Source organism: Streptomyces sp. CNT360, from assembly GCF_000424785.1.
Genome location: NZ_KE384248.1, coordinates 1 through 22,937, shown reverse-complemented (window position 1 = coordinate 22,937; position 22,937 = coordinate 1). Strand labels below are relative to the sequence as shown.

Here is a 22,937-nt window from a genome sequence, read left to right as displayed (position 1 = left end):
GCGGGGACGCACGGGTGATGCCCCCGGGTCGCCCGGCGGAACTGCTCCGGCCGCGCTCGTCAGACCCACTCCCCCGTGGTGAGGAAACGCTCCAGCGTGCGCACACAGGGGGCGATGTCCAGGCCCTGCTCGGTCAGCCAGGCGTCGGAGTAGTACTTGTCGAGGTACCGGTCGCCCGGGTCGCACAACAGGGTGACGACGCTGCCCTGTTCGCCGCGGGCGCGCATCTCGGCGACGATCAGCAGGCTGCTCCACAGTCCCGTGCCGGTGGAGCCGCCCGCCTTGCGGCCGAGCACCCGGTCCAGCATCCGCACGGCGGCGACGCTGGCCGCGTCCGGGACCTTCATCATCCGGTCGATGGCCCCCGTCACGAAGCTCGGTTCCATCCGGGGCCGCCCGATGCCCTCGATGCGGGAGCCGGTCTCGCTGGTGACCTCGGGGTCGCGGCGCGTCCAGCCGTCGAAGAAGCAGGAGTTCTCCGGGTCGGGGACGCACACCCGGGTGTCGTACTGCATGTAGCGGATGTAGCGGGCGAAGGTGGCGGAGGTGCCTCCGGTGCCGGCCGTGGTCACGATCCAGGCGGGTTCCGGGTGCCGCTCCTGGCACAACTGCTGGTAGACGGACATGGCGATGTTGTTGTTGCCCCGCCAGTCGGTGGCCCGTTCGGCGTAGGTGAACTGGTCCATGAAGTGGCCCCCGCTGTCGGCGGCGAGCCGGGCGGAGACCTCGTAGACCGTGCGGGGGTCGTCCACCAGGTGGCAGGTGCCGCCCTGGAACTCGATCAGCCGGGTCTTCTCGCGGCTGGTCGTGCGGGGCATCACCGCGATGAACGGGACGCCGATCAGCTTGGCGAAGTACGCCTCGCTCACCGCGGTCGAGCCGCTGGAGGCCTCGATGACGGGGCGGCCCGGACGGATCCAGCCGTTGCAGAGGGCGTACAGGAACAGGGAGCGCGCCAGCCGGTGCTTGAGGCTGCCGGTGGGGTGGGTCGACTCGTCCTTGAGGTAGAGGTCGATGCCCCACGCCTCGGGAAGCGGGAAGGCGAGCAGATGGGTGTCGGCGCTCCGGCCGCTCTCGGCCCGCACCTTGCGTACCGCCTCTTTCAGCCAGCCCCGGTAGGCGGCGTCGCTGCGGTCGACGTCCTGGGTGGGAAGGCCGGAGACGGGAGGGGCGGGTTCGGTGGCACTCACGGAGCGATCATACGGGCGGGCCGGTAGACGGCGGCGGACCTGGGCATGCTCCTGGCAAGGGTGGGGCTTCCGGGGGTGTGTGCACACTGTTCGGGGGTACCTGTGCGGAAGGATCCGGTGGGAGGCGGTGTGTCGTGGTGGAGCCGGAGTTCGACGCGACTGGCGTAGGGATACGCCGGATGCTTCGCTCACTCACCCGGGCCGGCCACGTGCTGGTGCGGGACGGCCAGTTGGTGCTGATGACCAGCTACGGCAGCGAGATCGACAGCGCGCCGTTGGACGAGGTGCGGATCAGCGGCTACGGACGGCGGGACCAGGCGCTGGCGACGCTGGCCGGCAAGAGCTATGTACTGCGGCTCGGCCTCGCCCATCGTGAGGGGCTGCTGTCCGCCGTACGGACGGCCAGGGCGAAGGCCGCCGCCGAACGCGGTGTGCTCGGCACCTGACCACACCGCGGGAGAGCGTTTCGACTCGGCGCCGCTCCGGTGCGGACGGTCACCGGATCGTCGCTGCGGGTTTGCATCCCTGCGCGCCGGCTTCCAGGCTGGCTCTGTAGCGCACATCACCCGTGGTGATCCGTCCTCGCCCTCGTCGGGGCGGGCCTCAGCAGGCAGGGAGTCACGTCGTGCCCACTCCGCCGAGCAGCACGGTCGAGCACAGCACCCCGGTGCGGCACTGCGCCGTGGACTTCCAGGCGCTGCCCTCCCGCCTCGGCCAGGTCCACGGGATCGTCGCCGCCCAGCTGCGGTACTGGCGCCTGGACCCCCTTGCCGACGCCACGGCCCGCGGCCTCACGGAGCTGCTGACGACCGTCCACGGGCAGGCGGAGTCCGGCGGGGAGGCCGGTCCCGCCACCGGCACAGGCGGCGTCGGCACCGCCGCCGGGGGCTGCACGGTCGAGCTGTCCTTCGCCTGGAACCGGCTGACCGTCTCGGTCCACGACCGTGCCCCGCAGCCGCCGCACGGCACGGCGAGGACCCGCTGGTTCTCCTTGCCCGCTCCCCCACCCGATGCGGCTTCCCGCAGCCGGGGCTCCGGGTCCGGCCCTGCTGCGACACCGACCGCCGCCCCGGCGGAGCGGCAGGCGCACACGGGGAGCACGGTGCCCGCCCCTCCGCTGACGGAGACGGAGGCGGAGGCGGCGCCAGCGGGCTGACACCCGTCCGGCACACCCCGGCCCGGCCCCTCCGCGGGCGGTGGAACGGGCGGGGCCCGGCCGGGGCAGCTCACCGCTTGCCGCCCTACGACTCACCGCCTCCGCCGAGAGCGCCCTCCCGCAGCGCGGAGGAGCGGCGCCAGTACTCGTCCTCGTCGATCTCGCCCTGTGCGAAGCGCCTGGCGAGCAGGTCCAGCGGGGCTTCCCGACCGGATCGACCGGGTGCCGCCGCCTCCTTCGGCTGCCACGGCCCGTGGCGGCCGCGCCACACGGTGCGGCGCAGCAGCAGGACGCCGCCGGCGACGACGGCCGCCCAGGCGAGCGGGAAGAACAGCATCCAGGGGCCCGGTCCCGCGCCGTTGTGCCATTGCGCCAGGAGGTCCATCGTCCTCAACTCCTCGGTAGCGGTGTGTGGTGCGTTCTGTCGCTACCGAGCCTGCGCGCCGGGAGGGTGCGGGTCGTCGTACCGCCGGCGACACCGGGCGTACCTCCCGCGCAGTAGCTGCCGGGCTCCGCCGGACGCGGGGCTTTCCGCGTCCGGCTACGGGCGAGGAGGAACCGACCCGCAGGGCCGGCGCATGCAGACCCGGGGCCAGCGATCGAGCCCCGCGGCTGCCTCCCGTCGGCGGATGTCGCGCAGCTGTGGGGTGAGTTCGCCGCTGGTCAGGGTGCGGAAGCCGAGGCGGGCGTAGTAGGGCGCGTTCCAGGGGACGTCGGTGAAGGTGGTGAGGGTGAGGGCGGGCACCCCCTCGGCGGTGGCCCGGGACGAGAGGTGGTCCAGGAGGGCACGTCCGAGGCCGCGGCGGGCGCCGTCCGGGTGGACGGAGAGCTGCTCGACGTGCAGGCAGCCGTCCACCGGCGCGGTCAGCGCGTAGGCGAGGGGCGCTGCGTCCTCGGCCGGAGCGAGGGCCCACAGTCCGCCGGCGCGCGCGTACGCGTGCAGGATCTGCCGGCTGGGGGGCTCGTCGGCGGCGATCTCCGCCATGCCGATGTCGCGGAAGCATCCGCCGGCCGCGCGCTCGATCTCCTGAAGGCGAGCGAAGTCCCGGGGGTGCCCGGCTGTGATGTGCACGGCGTCATCCTCCCAGCGTCCCGATCGGATCGTCGAGGACGGGTTGCCAGGCCAGTTCGGCGGCGCCGACGAGCGAGCTGTGTTCGAGCGCGCTGGGCAGCACGGGCACGCTGCCGCTGCGGCCCCACAGGCTGCGGTCGGCGACGACGCCGCGCAGCCGGTCACCGTCCGCCTCGACCAGGGCGCGGTGGAGGCCGGCCAGCACGATGCGGTCGGGGTTGAGGATGTTGACCAGACCGGCGAGGCCGAGGCCGAGCCGGTCGATGAGCTGCCCGGCCGCCCGGCGAACCCCGGGGTCGGTGGCGTACTCCGTGCGGACCAGGTCACCGGCCTGGGCCAGCAGCGAGACGTCGGGGTCGGCCGTGCGGGAGGCGGCGGCGAAGAGGGCGGCGGGATCGGTCTCCACGTCGAGGCAGCCGAAGCTGCCGCAGTGGCACGGGCGGCCGCCCGGGTCCACGGTCAGGTGGCCGACCTCCAGGGCGAGACCCGAACTCCCGGTGTGCAGGCGTCCGTCGAGCACCAGCGCACCGCCGACGCCGTGGTGTCCGGTGCCGACGACGAGCAGATGGCGGGCCCCCCGCCCGGCGCCGTGCCGGTGTTCGGCCAGGGCGGCGACGTTGAGGTCGTTCGCGGCGAAGCCGGTGACCGGGGCGCCGCCATTGGGGTGGGTGATCCCGGCCCGGGCCAGGCAGGCCCGGAAGGTGTCGCGGACGGGGGCGCCCGCCTGCCACGCCAGGTGCAGCGGATTGAGCGCCGTGCCCTCGGGCTCGGCGACGGCGGAGGGCACGGCCAGCCCCGCACCGATGCAGCGCCGCCCGCTCTCCCGCAGCAACTCCGCGCCGGTCTCGACGACTTCACTGATGACCTGAGCGGGGTCGGCGTCCACCGTGCCGCACCCGGGGGCGGTGGCCACCAGGCGACCGCCGAGTCCGACGAGGGCCGCACGGTAGCCGTCCGCGTGGATCTGGGCAGCCAGCGCGACGGGCCCCTCCGGGTCGACGGCCAGCCGGTGGGAAGGCCGGCCCTGGGTGCCGACGGGCGCCGTGGGATGGGGGTCGACGGTGATGAGTCCGAGGGACTCCAGCTCGCCGGCGACGGCTCCCGCGGTCGCGCGGGTCACGCCGAGTTCGGCGGTGAGCACCGCGCGGGTGGGCGCCTGTCCGGTGTGGACCAGTTCCAGTGCGGGTCCGAGCGCCGAACGTCCGCGCTCCAGCCTTGTTGTACGCGTCTGGGTCACGCCTCTATTCTCTCTTTGTGCCGACACTGAACAAAATACGGTCGGCGCTCTCCGGTGCGACGGGGCACCGCGGCCGGTCGTCCGCCGCTCTCCCCCGCCCGGACCTGCGCCGCTTCCGCATCGCCCTGACGTCCTTCTTCGCTCTCGACGGTTTCCTCTTCGCCGGTTGGGTCGTCCGCATCCCCGCGGTCAAGGCCCAGACCGGCGCGTCACCCAGTGCGCTCGGTCTCGCCCTGCTCGGCGTCTCCGCGGGCGCGGTGGCCACCATGATGCTGACAGGTCGGCTCTGTTCCCGCGTGGGCAGCCGGCCTGTCGTCCTGGCCTGCGGGCTGCTGCTGCCGCTGAGTGTCGCCCTGCCGCCGCTCACCCGTTCGGCGCTCGCGCTCGGCCTGGTGCTCCTCGTCTTCGGTGCGGCCTACGGCGGCATGAACGTCGCTCTCAACAGCGCCGCCGTCGATCTGATCGCGATACTGCGCCGCCCCGTCATGTCCGGCTTCCACGCCGCGTTCAGCCTCGGCGGGATGCTCGGCGCCGGCCTCGGCGGCCTGGTAGCCGGCCAGTTGAGCCCCACCCGGCACCTGTCGCTGCTCGCCGCCGTCGGACTGGCCGTCGCTCTGCTGGGCGCCCGTCCGCTGCTGCACTTCCCGCTGGAGTCCGCGCGCCGCCAGACGGAGGAGGGCCCGACCGCCGTCGGCGCGGGCGCACGACAGGCCGCCGACACGGACGTACGAACACCTCGCGGCGCGGGTGCGCAGCAGGCCGTCGGCACCGACAGGCGGCAGAGCGCCGGTGCGGGTGCGCGGGAGGAGCGCACCGGGCTGAGCGGACGCCAGCGCGGGCTGGTCGCAGTGCTGGGGCTGATCGCCCTGTGCACGGCCTACGGCGAGGGAGCACTCGCCGACTGGAGCGCCCTGCACCTGGCGGACGACCTGGGGGCGGGCGCCGGGCCGGCCGCCGCCGGGTACGCGGTGTTCGCCGGGGCGATGACCCTGGGGCGGCTGTCGGGCACGGCCCTGGTGGAGAGGCTGGGCCCGGGCCGGATCCTGATCGCGGGCGGCATGCTCGGGTGCTGCGGCATGCTGCTGGGCTCGCTGGCGCCGTCGGTGGGGCTCGCACTGGCGGGGTTCGTGCTGACCGGGTTCGGACTGGCCAACGTCTTCCCCATCGCCATCGCCCGCGCGGGCGACCTCGCGGGACCGGGCGGGGTGGCCGCCGCCTCCACCTTCGGCTACGGCGGCATCCTGTTCGGCCCCGTGGCCATCGGCTTCCTGGCGGACTGGTTCTCGCTGCCCGCCGCGCTGTTGACGGTCGCCGTGCTCGCCGCGTGCGCCTCGCTCACGGCATGGACCACCCGCCACGCCGTGCTGCCCGACGGCTGACACCCCCCCCGACTGGCCGGATTCTTTCGTTTGTCGTCGGTCCGGCCAGTGGTACGGCTCGACCACGACCAGCACAGTGGTGGCCATGGACACCACCTGGACACTGGACCGCACCTACGAGAGCGCACAGGGCACCGTGCGCTGGACCGCGCTCGGCGACCCGGCACTGCCGCCGGTCGTCCTGCTGCACGGCACCCCGTGGTCCTCGTACGTCTGGCGGGACGTCGCCCGTGGCCTGGCGGGCGAGCACCGCGTCTACGCCTGGGACATGCCCGGCTACGGCGCCTCGGCCGCGTACGAGGGGCAGGACGTCTCGCTGCGCGCCCAAGGACGACTCTTCGCCGAACTGCTGGACCACTGGGGCCTGGAGCAACCGTCCGTGGTGGCGCACGACTTCGGTGGGGCCGTCGCCCTGCGCGCGCAGCTTCTGCACGGGGCGCGCTACGCGCGGCTCGCCCTGGTCGACGCGGTAGCACTCGCTCCGTGGGGCTCGGAGACCTACCGGCTGCTGGGCGGGCACGCCGAGGTGTTCGCGCAGCTGCCGCCCACCCTCCACGGCGCCCTGGTCCGGGAGTACGTCTCCTCCGTCGGCGGCCCGGGGTTGCGGCAGGGGGTCGTCGAGCGGCTGGCCGCGCCCTGGCTCGGCGCGTCGGGACAACCGGCGTTCTACCGCCAGATCGCCCAGAACGACCAGCGCTGGACCGACGAGGTCGAGAAGCGCTACGCCGACCTCTCCCTGCCCGTGCTCGTCTGCTGGGGTACCGAGGACGCCTGGATCCCCGTCGAGCGCGGCCGGCAGCTCGCGGCCACGATCCCGGGCGCCCGCCTGCACCTGCTGGAGGGCGCCGGGCACCTCGTCCAGGAGGACGCGCCCGCCGAGCTCACGGCCGTACTCGGCCGCTTCCTGCACGACGGGCACGAAAAGACCGCTACCGGCCGGTAAGCGGACTGGTAGCGTTCCCGCCCATGGCGAAGGCTCTCCGCACCCCGCAGGGACTCCGGCGAGCCCTCAACCTGTACCCGCCGTACCTCTTCGCGGGCGTCCGCGTCCTGGACATCGCCGACGACTGGAGCCACGCCCGCGTACGGCTCCGCCTCGGCAGGCTGAACCGCAACTACTTCGGCACCCAGTTCGGCGGCTCGCTCTACTCGATGAGCGACCCGTTCTGGTGCCTGCTGGCGGTCAACAGGCTGGGCCGGGACCACGTGGTGTGGGACAAGGCCGCCGAGATCGAGTTCGTCTCCCCCGGGCGCGGCGACGTCTACACCGAATTCACGCTGGCGGAGGAGCGGATGGCGGAGATCCGGGCCGCCACCGCCGACGGCTCCAAGGCCCTGCCCTGGTTCGAGTCCACCGTCACCACGGCGGACGGCACCGTCGTCGCCCGCGTCCGCAAGCAGCTCTACGTACGCCGCAGACCACAGCGGTGAGGGCGCCCGCACGGTGACCGGCCACGGCGTGCCGAGCTCGTGCGCGACCGGCGCGAGGGGGCAGGGCGCGCGCCGCGGGTCAGCCCAGCCAGCCGGGCCGCACCAGCCCCGACTCGTAGGCGAGAACGACGAGTTGGGCGCGGTCCCGGGCGCCGAGCTTGACCATCGTACGACTCACATGCGTCTTGGCGGTCAGCGGCGAGACGACCAGGCGGCGGGCGATCTCCTCGTTCGTGAGCCCCATCCCCACCAGCGCCATCACCTCCCGTTCGCGGTCGGTGAGGCCGGCCAGCTCCGCGACCGCCGCGGGCTCCTTGGAGCGGGCCGCGAACTCCCCGATGAGCCGCCGGGTCACGCCGGGCGAGAGCAGCGCGTCACCGTCGACGACCGCGTGGACGGCCCGCACCAGTTCGTCCGGCTCGGTGTCCTTGACGAGGAAACCGGACGCGCCCGAGCGGAGCGCCTCGAACACGTACTCGTCCAGTTCGAAGGTGGTCAGCATGACGACCTTCACGTCGTTCAGGCGCGCGTCGGAGGTGATGCGCCGGGTCGCCGTCAGGCCGTCCACCACCGGCATGCGGATGTCCATCAGCACCAGGTCAGGGGTCAGCCGTCCGGTGAGCGTCACGGCCTCCTCGCCGTCGGCCGCCTCGCCCACCACCTCGACGTCGGGCTGCGCGTCCAGGAGCGCCCGGAACCCGGCGCGCACCAGGAGCTGGTCGTCGGCCAGCAGCACGCGGATCACGGGGTCTCCTCGTCCGGGGCGGGCCCCTCACTGCGGCGGGAGACACCCGCGGCCCGGTGCCCCCTACTGGTGGCTTCGTCCTCGTCGCCGCCGGGACGCCGGCCGTCGGGCCGCAGCGGGATCACCGCGCGGACCCGGAAGCCACCGTCCGCGCGCTGCCCCGCCTCGACGGTGCCGCCCAGCGACGCCGCCCGCTCCCGCATCCCCACCAGCCCGTTGCCGCCGCCCGAAGGCCCGGTTCCGGTCGCCGGTCCCTCGTCGTCCACGAGCAGTTTCAGATCCCCGGCGCCGTACCGGACCAGCACCCGCGCGGTGCGGGACCCCGAGTGGCGTACGACGTTGGTGAGCGCTTCCTGAACGACACGGAACGCCGCCAGATCGGCGCCCGGCGGCAGCGGCCCCGGCCGGCCCTCGGTTGTGATGGCGACGCGGAGCCCCGCGCCCGCCGCCTGCTCGGTCAGCTCAGGCAGACGGTCGAGGCCGGGTGCGGGCGTGCGGGGGGCGTCGCCCGGCGTGCGCAGCGCGGTGAGCACCTGGCGCACCTCGCCGAGCGCCTCCTTGCTCGCCTCCTTGATGGTCGTCAACGCGGTACGGGCCTGCGCCGGGTCGGAGTCGAGAAGGGTGAGGCCCACGCCCGCCTGGACGTTGATGACGGAGATGCTGTGTGCCAGCACGTCGTGCAGCTCGCGGGCGATGCGCAGCCGCTCCTCGTCGGCCCGCCGCCTCTCGGCCTCCTCTGCCGCACGCCGCTGCCGCTCGCGCTCCGCGCCCCGTACGCGGGCCAACTCGCCCGCCGTGCACAGGGCCACCATCCACGCCAGCATGAACAGGTCGGCCCCCCATGTCCCGGGCCCGTCACCGGCGGACGGCAACAGGCGGTACACCGTGTGGGAGGCCAGGACGGTGCCCAGCCAGAGCATGCCCAGCGCACCCCAGGTCGCGTACCGGTACCCCGCGACCAGCGCGGTGAAGCCCGCCACGACCACGCTCAGCAGCACCGGCCCGTACGGGTAACCCGCCGCCAGGTACGCCAGCGTCACCCCGCACGTCCCCAGCACCGCGGTACGCGGAAAGCGGAACCGGGCCAGCAGCAGCAGCGGCCCCAGCGTCAACAGCGCGCGGGCCGTGCCGTCCAGCCCCACCGTGTCGGCCCGCTGGTTGTGCGCGGCGAACCCCGAGCCGACCTGCTGGACGACGCACACCGCGACCGGCACGCCCCACAGCAGGCTGCGCCGCCCCCGGAGTGGCGGAAGCGGAACGGGGCGAGGTGCGTCGCGTGTGCTGGTCACGCCCTCACGCTAGCGCCGGAAGCGTGGGTGGGGCGTCCACCGGAGGCGGTGCTCGCGGCTACTTCCCCGGGAGTACGGGAGAACGGGCTACGGGTGGGACGGGGGCTTCGCAGTCGGTCACTCCTCGTCGTTCCCGCCACCCTCCGAGCGGTCGTCGGCCGGGGCCTGCAAGCTCCACAGCCGTCCGTCGGGGTCGCGGACGGTCATCATCCGGGTGCCGAAGTGGGTGTCCTCGAAGGGGGTCACGACCTCCACGCCGGGGTCGGCGCGGAACGCGTCGGCGTCCGGCACCTTCAGCACCAGCCGCAGACCGGGCTCCCGGTCCTCGGGGATCTCGGCGATGAAGAGCGGGGGGCTGTCTCCGTTGCGCAGCTGACCGGAGTTGTGGTCCGTGACGAACTCCAGCTCGTAGCCCAGGGACTGGAAGAACTTCGCGGACCGGCCCCAGTTGTGCGTCTCCATGAACACGGCCTCGATGCCTTCGGTCGCCATGTCAGGCCTCCTTGTCGTCGGACGGACGTTCCTGCTCCTGGTGAGGGGCATCGAGGTAGGCGCGCAGCGCTTCGGCGACCAGCGCCGACAGCGACTGCTCCGACTCGATGGCGCGGTACTTGACCTGCTTGATCAGTCCGATCGGCAGGTACACGTTGAACTGCTTCACATCCTCGTCTGCCACGGAGAAAATGCTAGCACAGTAGCTTGCTAGGAGCGCTTGCCGGATGTGCTGCGCGTGGTCGGGACGTCACGGGCGCAGTGCGCGGGCGCCGGGCGCGGGCCGGGACAGGACATGACATGACAGGCGGCAACGGCTTCCTCCCCGGCGGGAGGTGGGGCAGTCGCGCTGCCGCGGAGGAAGGCGTCGCGACCGGTGTGACGACGCCTCCGCCCGGCTCCGTACGGGGCGGGCGGACGGCAGCCGATCCGAGCACGGCTCGACAACGCGACCGGTGCCGCTCCGCATGGCGGGGCGGGGCTTGCGCAGGGAGCGGTCAGGCCGCCGGGCCTCCCGCCGGGTCGGCGCTGCCCCGTGTGTCGCCGTCGGAGGGATCGGCCGCCTCTTCGCTGTGCCCGGCGTCCTCGGCGTCCTCGGTACTGCCCGTGGCGGCGCCACCCACGGCGCCGCCCCGCGCGGCTTCGCGGCGGTCGAAGGTGTCGAGGGCGCGACGGGCGAGAGGATGGACGCGGACGACCTCTGCCAGGGAGGTGGCGCCGCGGGTGAAGCGGGCGAAGACGTTCCACGCGGGGCGGAACCCGGTGAGGGCCGCATGGAAGAGGCCGGGACGCCGGGCGAAGATCCGCAACAGCCGCCGCCCGACACCCATTTCGACGCCGAGACCGGCCTTGACGGCGAAGGCGTAGTTGAGGGCCTGGCGGCGGGCGTCCACCGCGTCGTGCGCCTCGGCGACGCGGACGGCCCACTCCCCCGCGAGCCGTCCCGAGCGCAGGGCGAAGGAGATGCCCTCGCGGGTCCAGGGCTCCAGCAGTCCGGCCGCGTCGCCGCAGACCAGGACCCGGCCGCGGGAGAGCGGCGAGTCGTCGGCCCGGCAGCGGGTCAGGTGGCCGGAGGAGATGCGGGGCTCGAATCCGGCCAGGCCCAGCCGGCCGATGAAGTCGTCCAGGTAGCGCTTGGTGGCGGCGCCGTCGCCGCGGGCGGAGATGACGCCGACGGTCAGGTTGTCGCCCTTCGGGAAGACCCAGCCGTAGCTGCCGGCCAGCGGCCCCCAGTCCACGAGCACCCGACCGGCCCAGTCCTCCGCGACGCTGTCGGGCACGGGGATCTCGGCCTCCAGACCGAGGTCGACCTGGTCCATCCGGACTCCGACATGGCCTCCTATGCGGCTCGCACTGCCGTCGGCACCGACGACGGCACGGGCCAGCACGGGCTCGTCCTCCCCCGCCAGGACGACGGCGACCGTGCGCCGGTCGGGCACGGCGGGGCCGTGCTGTTCGACACGGGCGACGGTGGCGCCGGTGCGCAGCTCGGCGCCGGCCTTGAGCGCCGACTCGACCAGGGCGTTGTCGAACTCCGGCCGGTCGACCAGACCGAAGAGCATCGTGCGGGCGCGCCGGGTGCGGGCGAGCTTGCCGTCGAGGGTGAACGTGACGGCGTGCACCCGGTCCCGCAGGGGCAGGTCGAAACCGGGCGGGAGCGCGTCACGGGAGGGGCCGATGATGCCGCCGCCGCACGTCTTGTAACGCGGCAGTTCGGCCTTCTCCAGGAGCAGCACCTTGCGTCCGGCGACAGCGGCCGCGTAGGCCGCGGAGGCTCCGGCGGGCCCGGCGCCGACCACGACGACGTCCCAGACGGGGCGGTCCTCCCAGCGGCCCGCCCCGGCGTCCGCCGGCTCCGGGGCGGGGGCGTCAGCACGATCCGCACCGGCGTCCTGAGTACCCTCGACGTCCTCGTTCCCGGCTGCGTTCTCGCTGCTCACGATGTGCTGTGCTCCCGGTTGACCTCGACTGACGGTATGGCCCACCGCATCCTACGGGTCGGCCTACGTGCGATACACATGTGTCCGTACACGTGTGCCAACGTCGCGCCCACAAGGAGCGTTCCCATGCAGCAGCCCCCGTCCGACCCGACGGCCGCGCCCGCACCTTCCGCCCCCGACGCCGCCCCGACGGCGTCCGGCGTCGCGGCCACCGTCGCCGCCTTGATGCCGCGGGCGAAGTCCGAGCTCGCCGAACTGGTGGCCTTCCGCTCGGTCGCGGACCCGGAGCAGTTCCCCCGGAGCGAGTGCGAGGGCGCCGCGGCGTGGATCGGTGACGCGCTGCGGGCCGAGGGCTTCGAGGACGTGGCGGCGCTGGACACGCCGGACGGCACCCAGTCGGTCTACGGCTGCCTGCCGGGCCCGGCCGGGGCGCCGACGGTGCTGCTGTACGCGCACTACGACGTGCAGCCCCCGCTGGACGAGTCCGCCTGGGCCACCCCGCCGTTCGAGCTGACCGACGGCCCGGGCGGCCGCTGGTACGGACGCGGCGCTGCGGACTGCAAGGGCGGCTTCATCATGCACCTGCTCGCGCTGCGCGCCCTCCGCCAGAACGGCGGCCTGCCGGTCACGGTGAAGATGATCGTGGAGGGCTCGGAGGAGCAGGGCACGGGCGGTCTGGAACAGTACGCGCGTGCCCACCCCGCGCTGCTGGCAGCGGACACGATCGTGATCGGGGACACCGGCAACTTCCGCTGCGGGGTACCGACCGTCACGGCGACCCTGCGCGGAATGGCCATGGTGCGGGTGCAGGTCGACACGCTCCAGGGCAACCTGCACTCGGGGCTGTTCGGCGGGGCGGCCCCGGACGCGCTCGCCGCGCTGCTGCGGACGCTCGACTCGCTGCGGGACGCCGCGGGCAACACCGTCGTCGAGGGCCTGGAGCCGGACGCGCGCTGGGAAGGAATGCCGTACCCGGAGGAGGACTTCCGACAGGACGCCAAGGTGCTGGACGGCGTCGGGCTGCTCGGCAGCGGCACCGTCGCGGACCGGCTGTGGGCGCGACCGGCCGTGACGGTGCTGGGCATCGACTGCCCGCCGGTCGTGGGCGCCACCCCGTCGGTGCACGCGTCGGCGCGTGCCCTGGTGTCCCTGCGCATCCCCCCGGGCACGGACGTCGAGCAGGCCATCGGACTGCTGACCGCGCACCTGGAGTCGCACGTGCCGTGGCACGCGCGGGTGACCACCGAAGTGGTCGGTCAGGGGCAGCCGTTCAGCGCCGACACGGCCAGCCCGGCGTACACCGCGATGGGGGCCGCGCTGCGGGAGGCGTACGACGGGCAGGAGATGCAGGTCTCCGGAATGGGCGGGTCGATCCCGCTGTGCAACGCGCTGGACGCCCTCTACCCGGAAGCCGAGATCCTGTTGATCGGTCTGAGCGAGCCCGAGGCGCAGATCCACGCGGTGGACGAGAGCGTGGATCCGCGCGAGCTGGAGCGGATGGCGGTGGCCGAGGCGCTGTTCCTGCGGGAGTACGCACAGCAGGCGGGCTGACCACCGGGCCCGGGTACGCCGGCCGCCACGGCTGCCGGGCCTCAGCTCAACAGGTTGCCGCAGCCGGTGGGGACGCCCGCCTCCAGGTAGAGGGGGTGCCCCGTCCGGCGGGCCCGCAGCGCGCACCGCAGCCGCTCCAGCCGGTTGGGCGGCAGGAGTTCGGCGGCCTCCTCCTCCGTCACGAAGCGCCAGCTGCGCAGTTCGGCGCTCGGCAGCAGCAGTGCCGCGGCCTCCTCGGCGGCGAGGCGGCCGCCGTCGAACAGGAGCCGCATGCCGCCGAACGCCGGCGGGTGGGGCGGCTCCCAGTCGACGACGAGGAGCGGGGGCCGGCCCGTCAGCCGCAGCCCCAGCTCCTCGAACACCTCGCGCAGGCCCGCGGCGCTGGGCGCCTCCCCCCGTTCCACCACCCCGCCGGGGAACTCCCAGCCGGGCTTGTAGGTGGGGTCGACGAGGAGGACCCGGTCGCGGTCGTCGAAGAGCAGGACGCCCGCGGCCACGGTCTCCGCTGTCGGCTCGGGGGTCTGCACGATGTCCACGGCGCCGCGTCCGGCCTCGATCGCCTCGGCGAGGCGTTCGGCGGTGCGACGCGGGGTGAGGTGGGTGGTGTCGACGGTGTGTGCCTCAGCGGTGATCCACGGCAGCGCCGCCCGGTAGGAGCCCAGATGTCCGAGACACCAGGCGCGGGTGGAGCCGTCGCCGGTGGCTGCGCGGCCGTCGATGCGCTGCCGGAGCACGGGTTCCTCGGCGTGCAGCAGCAGGTGCCGTACGGGTATGCGGCGGGCAGCGAAGGCGCCGAACATCTCGTCGCGGTACTCGCGCCGCAGCAGTGTCATGGGCGTGATCAGCGGTCCGCTGACCTCGGACAGCAGAGCGGCGGCCGTGTCCACCACGAGCCGCCGCCATGAGTGCAGGTCCTGGAAGTCGGCTATCTGCCCGAGCCGTTCCTTCGGCAACATCCACCGTAGCCCTGCCCCGACGACTTCGGGATCGTAGAGCGAGCTGCCGGGGAGCAGGTCCATCAGCTCGTTCGCCGCGGTGGTCTTGCCCGCGCCGAACGCACCGTTCAGCCAGACGATCACGGTGTTCCCCCCTCATCCGTCGTCCCCCGTTCAGTTGCCCGCAGGACCGGGTAGGGGAAACGCGCCGGGGCGGCTCTCCCCTCGCCCGAAGAGGCACGGCGCCCGCGCCCCGGCGCGCAATATGGGCGCGCGCGACCCGCGGGGGACGACGAACCGACGGCTCAGCGCGGTGACCAGCCAGGGTCCCGGCCGGTTCTGGCCAGCAGTTCCTCGAAGGGCGTGGCGTCCGCCGGGGCCGGCACCTCCGCGCCGAAGACCCCGCTCCGGCGTGCCATGGGCGCCAGCTTTGCGAAGGCCGGTCCCACCTCCGCGAGCGCCCCCGGGTCGGGCCGGTAGTCCTGACCGGTGGCGCGGGCGAGGTCCCAGCCGTGGATGAGCAGATCGCCCGTCACCATGTGCGCCACGGTGCGCTGCGGCAGGCCCATGCCGGGTGAGACACCCTCCAGCGCATCGGGTGCCGCCCACGCCTCGGCGAGCTTCCCGGTCTCCTTCCGGAAGCGGCCCCGCCAGTCCCCTTCCAGGTAGTCGGGCGTGGTGCTGAAGTCCACGGCGCCGCGGGCCGCGAGCGCCTGGAAGGAGACGACGACGTGGAAGAGGTGGTTGAGCAGGTCCCGTACCTCGTACTCGGCGCAGGGGGTTGCCGCGGCGAGCTGCTCGTCCGCGATTCCGCGCACCACCGGGTCGCAGGACTCCGCCGCGCCGTCGATCGAAGAGGAAAGCGTGTTCGACATGGGGTCAGGCTAGGTCCGCAGACCGCCCCCGGCTTGAAGAAACACGACACCGCGGCGACTTAAGATCGCGCTCAGGGGGGGGCCGGAAGAAGAGGTGACGGGGTGGCAGGGCGGACGGGGACCACAGGTCCCACGGAACCGGCAGGGCCGGGAGCCCCGGCACGGGGCGCGAGCGGCGCCACGTCCCGGGAGGGGCCCCGCCGTGACACCCGCGGAATCGTGCACGCGCCCTCGCTGCTGGCCCGGGTCCGCTTCCGCCGCCGGCTCGCCGCCGCGCCGCTGCGGCACTGGGTGGAGCACTACTGGCTGATCGACTGGCACCTGGACGAGCCGCACGTCTCCCAGGTGGTGCCGCACCCGTGCGTCAACCTCGTCTTCGAACGCCGTGGCCCGGCGGGGGTCGCCCCGGAGGAGGCCCTGGTCACAGGGGTGCACACCGGGGTCTTCACCACCAGGCTGGAGGGGACAGGGCGGGTATGCGGAGTGCTGTTCCGGCCCGGTGGCTTCCGGCCGTTCCTGGCGCCGTCCCGCCCGCTCACGAGCCTGATGAGAGGGCGACAGCTCGGGCTCGAAGCGGCATTCGGACCCGTGCGGGGCGGGACGGACCGGGTACCGGGCCAGGTCCTGCGACCGGCCGACGAGGACGGAAGGGTTGCGGCGCTCGACTCCTTCCTGAGCGCCCTCGCACCTCGTCCTGACCCGACGGTGGACCGCGCCATGGCGCTGGCCGACCGGATCCGCTCGGACCGGTCGGTACTGCGGGTCGAACAGCTGGCGCGGGAGGAGGACATGTCACAACGGAGCCTCCAGCGGCTGTTCGCCGCGTACGTCGGGGTCAGCCCGAAGTGGGCGATTCTGCGGTACCGCGTGCACGAGGCGATGGAGCAGGCGGCCACCCGTCCCACGACCGACTGGGCCACGCTCGCCGCGGAGTTGGGCTACAGCGACCAGGCCCACCTGGTACGGGACTTCACGGCGGCGGTGGGCATCTCCCCCGCCGCCTACGCCCGGGCAGCGGGGTCTGCATCCCGGCCGTAGGCGACAGGGTGAAACGCACGCGCCGGCTCAGGTGCCTTCGCCGCACCGGCGGTTGTGCTGCCGATGTCGTGGGTACGGTCAGAGTGGTCCCGGATGTCGGCTCTGGCCGGAGATTCCATGCGTGCGTACGCTTGGGATGCCCAGTTCGCGTCGCCATCCAGCGAGGTTCCCTTTCCGGGAAGAGCTTTGGAGGTTGACGCATGCCCATGTGGCTGTCGCGCCCGTTTCTCGCCGCGCTGTCCCTGCTGCCCCTTCTCGCCGTGGTGCTGTTGTCCGCGCCTGGTTGGTTGACCTGACCGTTCCTCCCGTCCCAGCGGCAAGAAGTCGTGCTCAAGGTTCTCGACCGACTGGTCCAGTGGACTCGGGCGGCGATGCCCCGGCCAGGTCGGAGCAGGCCCCGGGCGCACTGACACCTGTGCAAGGCCGACGCGCACGTGTGCCCGACGCGCTGCTGGTTACCCGCTGGGCCGAGGCGCGCGGTGAGGCCCATGCCGACGCGTCCGTACCGGGCGGTGCCCGCTTCACGACGAGCGGGCCGCAACGACCGGAATCCGTCGTACCTGAGGAGGCCGGAAGCCATGTCAGCACAGCAGTCGAACGCTCTGCCGCTGCCCGACTACGACCAGTTGCCCGCCGGGACGGTGGAACACCGGATCAGGTCGCTGGGCAGCGACGACGTGCGACGGCTCCTGGAGTACGAGCAGGCACACGCCGACCGGCCGCAGGTGAAGGAGACCCTGACCGCCCGCCTGGACCAGCTCGCCGCGGGCGCCGAGCCGTCCGAGGGTGACGCCCGTTCGGGCGGCCCGGACATCCCCGGCAACACGTCGGGAGGCTCTCCCGTGTCTCCCGCGAGCGCGGCCGAGCCGGAAGAGCCGCTGCGCCACGGCAAGTACGAGATGTGAGCCGCTTCGCCATCCTCTGCGCGTCCGGCTCCGACCGGGACCACGTGGTCGGGGCGGAGGGCGGTCAGGCCACCGTCCGCCCCACCAGCTTCCACCCGGCGGCAGCGGCGCCCACCAGCCCCGCATCGGTGCCGGTGGTGGCGGGAACGATGTCCAGGCCGCGCACGTAGGGCAGCGTCGCGTACCGTTCCAGCTCCTCGCGGAGGGGACCGAAGAGCACCTCCCCGGCCCGGGCCACTCCGCCCCCGATGACGGCGATGTCGATCTCGACGAGGGTGGCGGTCGCCGCGATGGCCGCGGCGAGGGCGCGCGCCGCCCGGGCGAAGGCGGCAAGCGCCACCGCGTCGCCGGTTCGCGCCGCGGCGGCGACTCCGGCCGCCGTGACGTCCTGGTCAGGGCCGGGCTGCCAGCCGGAGTCGCGGGCGTACCGGGCGATGTTGGTGCCGCTGGCGATCGTCTCGACGCAGCCGTGCGAGCCGCAGGGGCACAGTTCGCCGTCCATGTCGACCGTGATGTGTCCGATGTGGCCGGCGTTCCCGGTGGGGCCGGGGTGCAGCGCGCCGCCGAGGACGAGGCCGCCGCCGACGCCGGTGGACACAACCATGCACAGCGCGTCGGCCCTCCCCCGGGCCGCGCCCTGCCAGTGCTCGGCCGCCGCGATGGCCGGACCGTCGCCGATGAGCGAGAGGGGCAGCCCGCCCGTGCGCTCCCGTACGTCGGCGAGCAGCGGATGGTCACGCCACACGGGGATGTTGACGGGGCTGACGGTGCCCGCCTTGGCGTCCACGGGCCCGGCGCTGCCGATGCCGACCGCACGCACGCGCTCCCACTCGGGCGCCGAGGTGAGTTCGCTCAGCACGTCGTCCACCGTCGCGCTCATCCGTGCGGCGCTCTCCTTGGCGGGTGTCGGCCGCTGGGTGCGGGCCAGCAGTCTGCCGCCGCTGTCGACCAGGGCCCCCGCGATCTTGGTACCGCCGATGTCGAGAGCGGCGACGAGGTCGTTGAGCATGGGCACCTGACTCCTGCGCGTGCGGGGGGCGGACCCGCACTGTGCGCGGGCGGACCGCACAAGTCTTGCCACTTCTGACAACGTTGTCCAGTCTCGACCCGCCTGCGACTATGCTGCTCGGTACCCGATCACCGAGCAGCTTGCGCACACAGCCCACCCGGGGCAGGCCACCGGGTGGCCGACGCCCACCGGATCACCACGGCACCAGCACTCCTGAACACCACGCCCGCACAACAGCCGTACCCAGGCACACCCTCGCAGAGGTCGCACAGCCGAGCCCTCCCCGCACCGGACGACCCCAGGCACCACCGACCCGACCGGAGCTCAGCCCGCCGCTCTCCCCCACACCCCGGCGGTACCCGGGCGCGCTCCCCGACCCAGCGCTCTCCGCCCCCAGCCCCCAAGGCGACACCCACCGACAAGGACGCTCCCCCGTGGCCGACGCCCCCACCGCCTCCGGCACCACCGACCCCGCCCACTCCGCCGCCCTCCCCTCCGCCGGCACCAGTGGCGTTCCCCCTCGCCCCGGCGCCGCTCCGCCCCCGAGAGCCACGGCCGTGTCCGGGGCACGAGGCCCGGACGAGTCCGGGGCGGGGGCGGCAGGGCTCCCGGAGGGACCCGGGACTGGTGTGACGGCCGGTGCGCACGGTGGCGCGGGGCGTCCGGCCGCCGGTGGGCGCCGGCACGCCGGGCGGCCGACCATGAAGGACGTCGCCGCGCGGGCAGGTGTCGGCCTCAAGACGGTCTCGCGGGTCGTCAACGGGGAAGCCGGGGTCTCCAGCGACACGGAGCGGCGGGTGCAGGAGGCCATCACCTCGCTCGGGTTCCGGCGCAACGACAGCGCGCGCGTACTGCGCAAGGGCACCACAGCCAGCGTCGGCCTCGTCCTGGAGGACCTGGCCGACCCGTTCTACGCGCCGCTCAGCCGGGCGGTCGAAGAGGTGGCCCGGGCGCACGGAGCGCTGCTGATCAACGGATCGAGCGCCGAGGACCCGGAGCGGGAGCGCGAACTCGCGCTGGCCCTGTGCGCCCGCCGGGTGGACGGGCTGGTGATCGTGCCGGCCAGCGACGACCACCGCTATCTGGCCCCGGAGATCGCCGCAGGGGTGGCCACCGTCTTCCTCGACCGGCCGCCCGGCCGCATAGAGGCCGACATGGTGCTCTCCGACAGCTTCGCGGGGGCGCGGGCCGGCGTCGCGCATCTGATCGCGCACGGGCACCGCCGGATCGGATTCATCGGCGACAAGCCCGGCATCCACACCGCCAAGGAGCGGTTGCGCGGCTACCGGGCCGCCATGGCGGACGCGGGGCTGCCGGTGGCCGCGCCGTGGGTGGCGCTGGGGCCGACCGACTCGGAGCGGGTGCGCGCGGACGCCGCCCGCATGCTGGACGGCGCAGGCGAGGGCGGCCCGGTGACGGCGGTCTTCTCCGGCAACAACCGGGTGACGGTCAGTCTGGTGCGGGTGCTGGCGTCACCGGAGCGGCGCGGCCGCCCGGTCGCGCTGGTCGGCTTCGACGACTTCGAGCTGGCCGACCTGCTCTCGCCACCGGTCACCGTCATCGCCCAGGATCCCGCGGATCTCGGCCGCAGCGCCGCGGAGCTGCTGTTCAGGCGGCTGGACGGCGCGGACGACGCGCCGCGCACGGTCTCCCGGCCGACCCAGTTGATCGCCCGCGGTTCGGGCGAGATTCCGCCGGCGGACTGAACCGGCCGGACGCACAGGCCCGCGGCGAAGGCAGGGGGCCGCCTTCAGCGGTGGTGGCCCGCGGCCGGGGTCGGGGTCGGGGTCGGCGGGTGATCTTCTTCGACGTCACCGGCCCGCTGGCTGGCCCGCCAGGGCTGCGACGTAGTCCCACAGCTCCCTGCGGGCCTCTTCCGGATCGGGGCCGGGCCCGGCCGCATAGGTGGTGGGGCGGGGAAGGCGGTCGTGCCAGAAGAGGCCGGTGGTGCGTACGGCCTGGGGTGAGGAGCCGAGCCACACGAGGGTGTCGGCGCCCTGCTCGGGGCTCCTGATGAAGGGCCCGGTCAGCCTGCGGAAGAGCGGCATCCAGGTGCGGACGCCCTTGGTGTCGGCCCAGCCCGGGTGCATGGCGTGGACGTGGATGCCGCTGCCCCGCAGCCGTTCGGCCCACTGTTCGGTGAGGACCAACTGGGCGCGCTTCGTGCGTGCGTAGACCGTCTTGGGCCGGTAGGGGGTGTGCGCGGACTCGGGGTCACCGGCGGGCAGCCGCTGCCCGTACTGACCCCCGGAGGTGACGGCGAGGACGCGGGAAGGGGCGGCGCGGCGCAGCAGCGGGGTGAGTGCTTCGGTGAGGAACCAGGTGGCCAGCACATGGGTGGCGAAGGTGAGTTCGACGCCGTCGCGGCTGAGCTCCCGTGCGTCGGGCATGATCCCGGCGTTGTTCACCAGCACGTCCAGCCGGTCCTCCTGCTCGAGGAACCGCGCGGTGAAGGAGCGGAGCGCGGCCAGGCTGCTGACGTCGCAGACGACGGGTGTGAGCGCCGCGGGGTCGGCTCCGCGGGCCCGCTCCCTGGCGAGCCGCGCCGCCTCCTCGGCCCGTTCCGTGCTGCGGCCCAGGACCCGTACGGAGGCGCCCAGCGTGGCGAATCCGGCCGCCGCGGCCAGACCGATGCCGGAGCCGGCGCCGGTCACGAGGACGACCTTGCCGTCCATCCGCTCCAGGTCCCTCGGCCAGGTGGGCAGTCGGCTCCTGACGGAGTAGCCGACGGCTCCGTAGCCGAGCGCGATCGAGCGGTCCAGCGTCGTGTCGATGGCCGAGGGGACAGTCATGATCTGCTCCGTACCCTGATGACGGCGTCCGATGCGGGCCGCACGCGGCGGACGGCCGGCCGACGCGCGTCGGCGGCGTCTCACACCGCCGGTGTCCTGACCGGCCCCACCGTGCTGACCTGGGCCGAGGCGGTGACGGTGACGCGGGCTCCGGGCGGGCAGTGCACAAGTCGCTCTCCCAGGCCGCGCGCCTGCATCGCGTCGGCGAAGTCGCCGAGGGGCGACGTGAAGACCGTGTAGTCGTCGTAGTGCACCGGCAGGGCCAGGCGCGGCCGGAGCAACTGGACGAGCTCCGCGCCCTGCCTGCCGTCCATGGTGACGACCTTCCCGCCCGGCAGGGTCGTCCCGCCCAGGTGCAGGACGGCCAGGTGAAGGTCCGTCCAACGGGTGCCGATCTCGCGCAGCCCCGCGAAGACGAGGGTGTCGCCGCTGAGATAGAGGCGCAGCCGCACCGGTCCCCCGGCCGGTCCGCACTCCAGCACGCTGCCCATCACAGGGGGCAGCAGCTTCTCCAGCGGGCCGAAGGCGTGCCGTCCGGGAACCGCGGTGACCGTCACCTGGCTGCCGCCGCGCACCAGCGTGTGACTCTCCCAGGTGCGCAGTCCCAGGGCGTGGCGGAAGCCCTGGGCACCCTGGAGGACGCGCGAGGCGTGCGGGGTGGTCAGGACGGGAAGCCCGCGGTCCAGGCCGCGGCGTGCGGTGCGGTCCCAGTGGTCGCCGTGCAGGTGGGAGAGCACCACGGCGTCCAGGTCGGGCGGCAGGTCCGCGAGGTCGACGGCGGGGTCGGTCAGCCGGCGGGAGAGCAGTCCGTACCCGAGGTGGGCGTGCTGGCCCTGGTGCAGGAAGTTCGGGTCGGTGAGCAGGGTGAGCTCGCCGTAACGGATGAGCAGCGTGGCGTTGCCGATGAAGAGGATCTCGGCGCTGTCGTCGTCCATGGTCCACCTCCGTCCCGCCGAGGTACCCCGTCGGTGGCGAGAGTGCGCACGTCGGTCCGAGATCGTCGCAAGCCCGCGGGACCGGCCTCGCCACGGCCGCTCGGCACGCATGCCCATCGGTTCGGCCCCGCGTCGCTTCCGCCACACCATGCGCACAGGCCGTCACAGCGCGCGGGTGACTGACCGCTACCCCCTCGGACGCGAGGAGCAGAGCTCCTTCGGGCAACCCCGGCCCGCATGCTCGGTGCTGCGGGCCAGGTGCGGGCGGTCCGGTCGATTCCCCTACGGGCGCCAGGCGCGGAATCCGGTGCTCCGGGCCGCGCTCGCGAGGACGCCCAACTGCCGTGCTTAAGTGACCCTATGGCTGACAAGACCCCGACTCCTACGGATTCCGCGGTGGCCGCCGCGCCGACCGTTCCGCCGGCCGCGCCGGAGGTGCTCACCTCCGCGCCCGGCTACCAGGTGCGGCGCCTCTACCAGGCATACCTGGCGGCCTGGGTACGCGCCGTGGACCGGACGCTGACCGGACCGCAGTTCGCTGTGCTGACCACCGTCCATGCGAACCCCGGCTGCGACCAGAGCTCGACGGCCTCCGCCGTCGCCCTGGACACCTCCACGATGGCCGACCTGGCGCGGCGGTTGGAGACGCGCGGCCTGCTGGAACGCCGCACGGCCGCCGCGGACGGCCGCCGCAAGCTGCTGTACCTCACAGAGGAGGGCGAGGAGGCCCTGCGTGCGGCCGACAGCCGTGTTCGGGAGCTGGACGAGCGGCTGCTCGGACAGTACGACCCCGCCGGGCGCGGACGGCTTCTCGCGGAGCTGACCGCCCTCGCCGACGGCTGGGAGCGGCTGAGCCACGACAGCTAGCCGCGGACTTGTCCTGGCGATCATGTGACTACTTCGTGGTGGTGTCGTTGATGTGGACATGGGGCGGGGAGATCTGACGGATGCCGAGTGGGAACGGCT

General features: G+C 73.7%; 24 protein-coding genes. 10 read left to right on the top strand and 14 right to left on the bottom strand.

The annotated features are described in order from the left end of the window. Positions 1-59: 59 nt before the first annotated feature. Entirely contained in the window at positions 60-1,190 is a 1,131-nt protein-coding gene (locus H297_RS0132720) for a PLP-dependent cysteine synthase family protein (RefSeq protein WP_027740472.1), read from the bottom strand. Positions 1,191-1,324: 134 nt separating this feature from the next. On the opposite strand from H297_RS0132720, the gene H297_RS0132715 reads away from it, so the two are divergent. Then, a complete protein-coding gene (locus H297_RS0132715; protein ID WP_027740471.1) occupies positions 1,325-1,636 on the top strand; it encodes a hypothetical protein in 312 nt (103 codons plus the stop codon). Positions 1,637-1,815: 179 nt separating this feature from the next. Then, positions 1,816-2,346 (top strand): hypothetical protein, encoded by a 531-nt coding sequence (locus H297_RS43100; RefSeq protein WP_051352388.1) that lies wholly within the window; start codon positions 1,816-1,818, stop codon positions 2,344-2,346. A gap of 85 nt (positions 2,347-2,431) precedes the next feature. Here the strand turns inward: H297_RS43100 and H297_RS0132705 are convergent, their stop codons facing one another. The 3 genes from H297_RS0132705 to H297_RS0132695 form a co-directional block, all read right to left on the bottom strand. Beyond that, positions 2,432-2,731 carry an SHOCT domain-containing protein gene (locus H297_RS0132705; RefSeq protein WP_027740470.1) on the bottom strand — a complete coding sequence of 100 codons (300 nt, stop codon included), beginning with the start codon at positions 2,729-2,731 and terminating at the stop codon, positions 2,432-2,434. 156 nt (positions 2,732-2,887) lie between these two features. Beyond that, the gene (locus H297_RS0132700; protein WP_051352387.1) at positions 2,888-3,418 is read right to left on the bottom strand and encodes a GNAT family N-acetyltransferase; all 531 of its coding nucleotides are present in this window, start codon (positions 3,416-3,418) and stop codon (positions 2,888-2,890) included. 4 nt (positions 3,419-3,422) lie between these two features. Further along, complete coding sequence (locus H297_RS0132695) at positions 3,423-4,655, bottom strand: ROK family protein (RefSeq protein ID WP_027740468.1); 1,233 nt, start codon at positions 4,653-4,655, stop codon at positions 3,423-3,425. A 17-nt stretch (positions 4,656-4,672) separates the two neighbouring features. On the opposite strand from H297_RS0132695, the gene H297_RS0132690 reads away from it, so the two are divergent. The 3 genes from H297_RS0132690 (at position 4,673) to H297_RS0132680 (ending at position 7,465) form a co-directional block, all read left to right on the top strand. Then, positions 4,673-6,034 (top strand): MFS transporter, encoded by a 1,362-nt coding sequence (locus tag H297_RS0132690; protein ID WP_027740467.1) that lies wholly within the window; start codon positions 4,673-4,675, stop codon positions 6,032-6,034. 85 nt (positions 6,035-6,119) lie between these two features. Continuing rightward, positions 6,120-6,977, top strand: a complete 858-nt coding sequence (locus H297_RS0132685) for an alpha/beta fold hydrolase (protein ID WP_037795931.1) — start codon at positions 6,120-6,122, stop codon at positions 6,975-6,977. 23 nt (positions 6,978-7,000) lie between these two features. Next, a complete protein-coding gene (locus H297_RS0132680; RefSeq protein ID WP_051352386.1) occupies positions 7,001-7,465 on the top strand; it encodes a DUF4442 domain-containing protein in 465 nt (154 codons plus the stop codon). Positions 7,466-7,544: 79 nt separating this feature from the next. Here H297_RS0132680 and H297_RS0132675 read toward each other — a convergent pair whose 3' ends face one another. The 5 genes from H297_RS0132675 to H297_RS39840 form a co-directional block, all read right to left on the bottom strand. Beyond that, positions 7,545-8,210: a response regulator transcription factor gene (locus H297_RS0132675; RefSeq protein ID WP_027740464.1), complete on the bottom strand. Its 666-nt coding sequence runs from the start codon at positions 8,208-8,210 to the stop codon at positions 7,545-7,547. Next, positions 8,207-9,436, bottom strand: coding sequence for a sensor histidine kinase (locus tag H297_RS39845; RefSeq protein ID WP_486589781.1), 1,230 nt, complete (start codon positions 9,434-9,436; stop codon positions 8,207-8,209). The genes H297_RS0132675 and H297_RS39845 overlap by 4 nt, the downstream gene beginning before the upstream one ends. Positions 9,437-9,616: 180 nt before the next feature. Next, a complete protein-coding gene (locus tag H297_RS0132665) occupies positions 9,617-9,991 on the bottom strand; it encodes a glyoxalase/bleomycin resistance/dioxygenase family protein (protein WP_027740463.1) in 375 nt (124 codons plus the stop codon). A 1-nt stretch (position 9,992) separates the two neighbouring features. Then, positions 9,993-10,175, bottom strand: a complete 183-nt coding sequence (locus H297_RS0132660; protein ID WP_027740462.1) for a hypothetical protein — start codon at positions 10,173-10,175, stop codon at positions 9,993-9,995. A 313-nt stretch (positions 10,176-10,488) separates the two neighbouring features. Next, positions 10,489-11,976 carry a geranylgeranyl reductase family protein gene (locus H297_RS39840; protein WP_486589774.1) on the bottom strand — a complete coding sequence of 496 codons (1,488 nt, stop codon included), beginning with the start codon at positions 11,974-11,976 and terminating at the stop codon, positions 10,489-10,491. Between the two features lie 81 nt (positions 11,977-12,057). Here H297_RS39840 and H297_RS39835 point away from each other — a divergent pair, with 81 nt between their 5' ends. Further along, positions 12,058-13,482: a dipeptidase gene (locus tag H297_RS39835; RefSeq protein WP_037795913.1), complete on the top strand. Its 1,425-nt coding sequence runs from the start codon at positions 12,058-12,060 to the stop codon at positions 13,480-13,482. A 41-nt stretch (positions 13,483-13,523) separates the two neighbouring features. Here the strand turns inward: H297_RS39835 and H297_RS0132645 are convergent, their stop codons facing one another. Then, positions 13,524-14,561 (bottom strand): NUDIX hydrolase, encoded by a 1,038-nt coding sequence (locus H297_RS0132645; RefSeq protein WP_027740461.1) that lies wholly within the window; start codon positions 14,559-14,561, stop codon positions 13,524-13,526. Between the two features lie 161 nt (positions 14,562-14,722). Next, positions 14,723-15,292, bottom strand: a complete 570-nt coding sequence (locus H297_RS0132640; protein WP_027740460.1) for a TIGR03086 family metal-binding protein — start codon at positions 15,290-15,292, stop codon at positions 14,723-14,725. A 219-nt stretch (positions 15,293-15,511) separates the two neighbouring features. Between H297_RS0132640 and H297_RS0132635 the strand changes: the two genes are divergently transcribed. Both H297_RS0132635 and H297_RS0132625 read left to right on the top strand, forming a co-directional pair. Beyond that, positions 15,512-16,330, top strand: coding sequence for a DUF6597 domain-containing transcriptional factor (locus H297_RS0132635; RefSeq protein ID WP_486589773.1), 819 nt, complete (start codon positions 15,512-15,514; stop codon positions 16,328-16,330). Between the two features lie 578 nt (positions 16,331-16,908). Beyond that, positions 16,909-17,235: a DUF8129 domain-containing protein gene (locus tag H297_RS0132625; RefSeq protein ID WP_027740458.1), complete on the top strand. Its 327-nt coding sequence runs from the start codon at positions 16,909-16,911 to the stop codon at positions 17,233-17,235. Between the two features lie 64 nt (positions 17,236-17,299). Here H297_RS0132625 and H297_RS0132620 read toward each other — a convergent pair whose 3' ends face one another. After that, the gene (locus tag H297_RS0132620; RefSeq protein ID WP_027740457.1) at positions 17,300-18,244 is read right to left on the bottom strand and encodes an ROK family protein; all 945 of its coding nucleotides are present in this window, start codon (positions 18,242-18,244) and stop codon (positions 17,300-17,302) included. Positions 18,245-18,945: 701 nt separating this feature from the next. On the opposite strand from H297_RS0132620, the gene H297_RS0132615 reads away from it, so the two are divergent. Next, positions 18,946-19,950 (top strand): LacI family DNA-binding transcriptional regulator, encoded by a 1,005-nt coding sequence (locus H297_RS0132615; protein ID WP_051352399.1) that lies wholly within the window; start codon positions 18,946-18,948, stop codon positions 19,948-19,950. A gap of 105 nt (positions 19,951-20,055) precedes the next feature. Here the strand turns inward: H297_RS0132615 and H297_RS39830 are convergent, their stop codons facing one another. Together H297_RS39830 and H297_RS0132605 are read right to left on the bottom strand one after the other, a co-directional pair. Beyond that, positions 20,056-21,036 carry an SDR family NAD(P)-dependent oxidoreductase gene (locus tag H297_RS39830; protein ID WP_051352385.1) on the bottom strand — a complete coding sequence of 327 codons (981 nt, stop codon included), beginning with the start codon at positions 21,034-21,036 and terminating at the stop codon, positions 20,056-20,058. An 80-nt stretch (positions 21,037-21,116) separates the two neighbouring features. Next, positions 21,117-21,971 carry an MBL fold metallo-hydrolase gene (locus H297_RS0132605; RefSeq protein WP_027740455.1) on the bottom strand — a complete coding sequence of 285 codons (855 nt, stop codon included), beginning with the start codon at positions 21,969-21,971 and terminating at the stop codon, positions 21,117-21,119. A gap of 360 nt (positions 21,972-22,331) precedes the next feature. On the opposite strand from H297_RS0132605, the gene H297_RS0132600 reads away from it, so the two are divergent. Continuing rightward, positions 22,332-22,838, top strand: coding sequence for a MarR family transcriptional regulator (locus tag H297_RS0132600; RefSeq protein ID WP_027740454.1), 507 nt, complete (start codon positions 22,332-22,334; stop codon positions 22,836-22,838). The last annotated feature ends 99 nt before the right edge of the window (positions 22,839-22,937 follow it).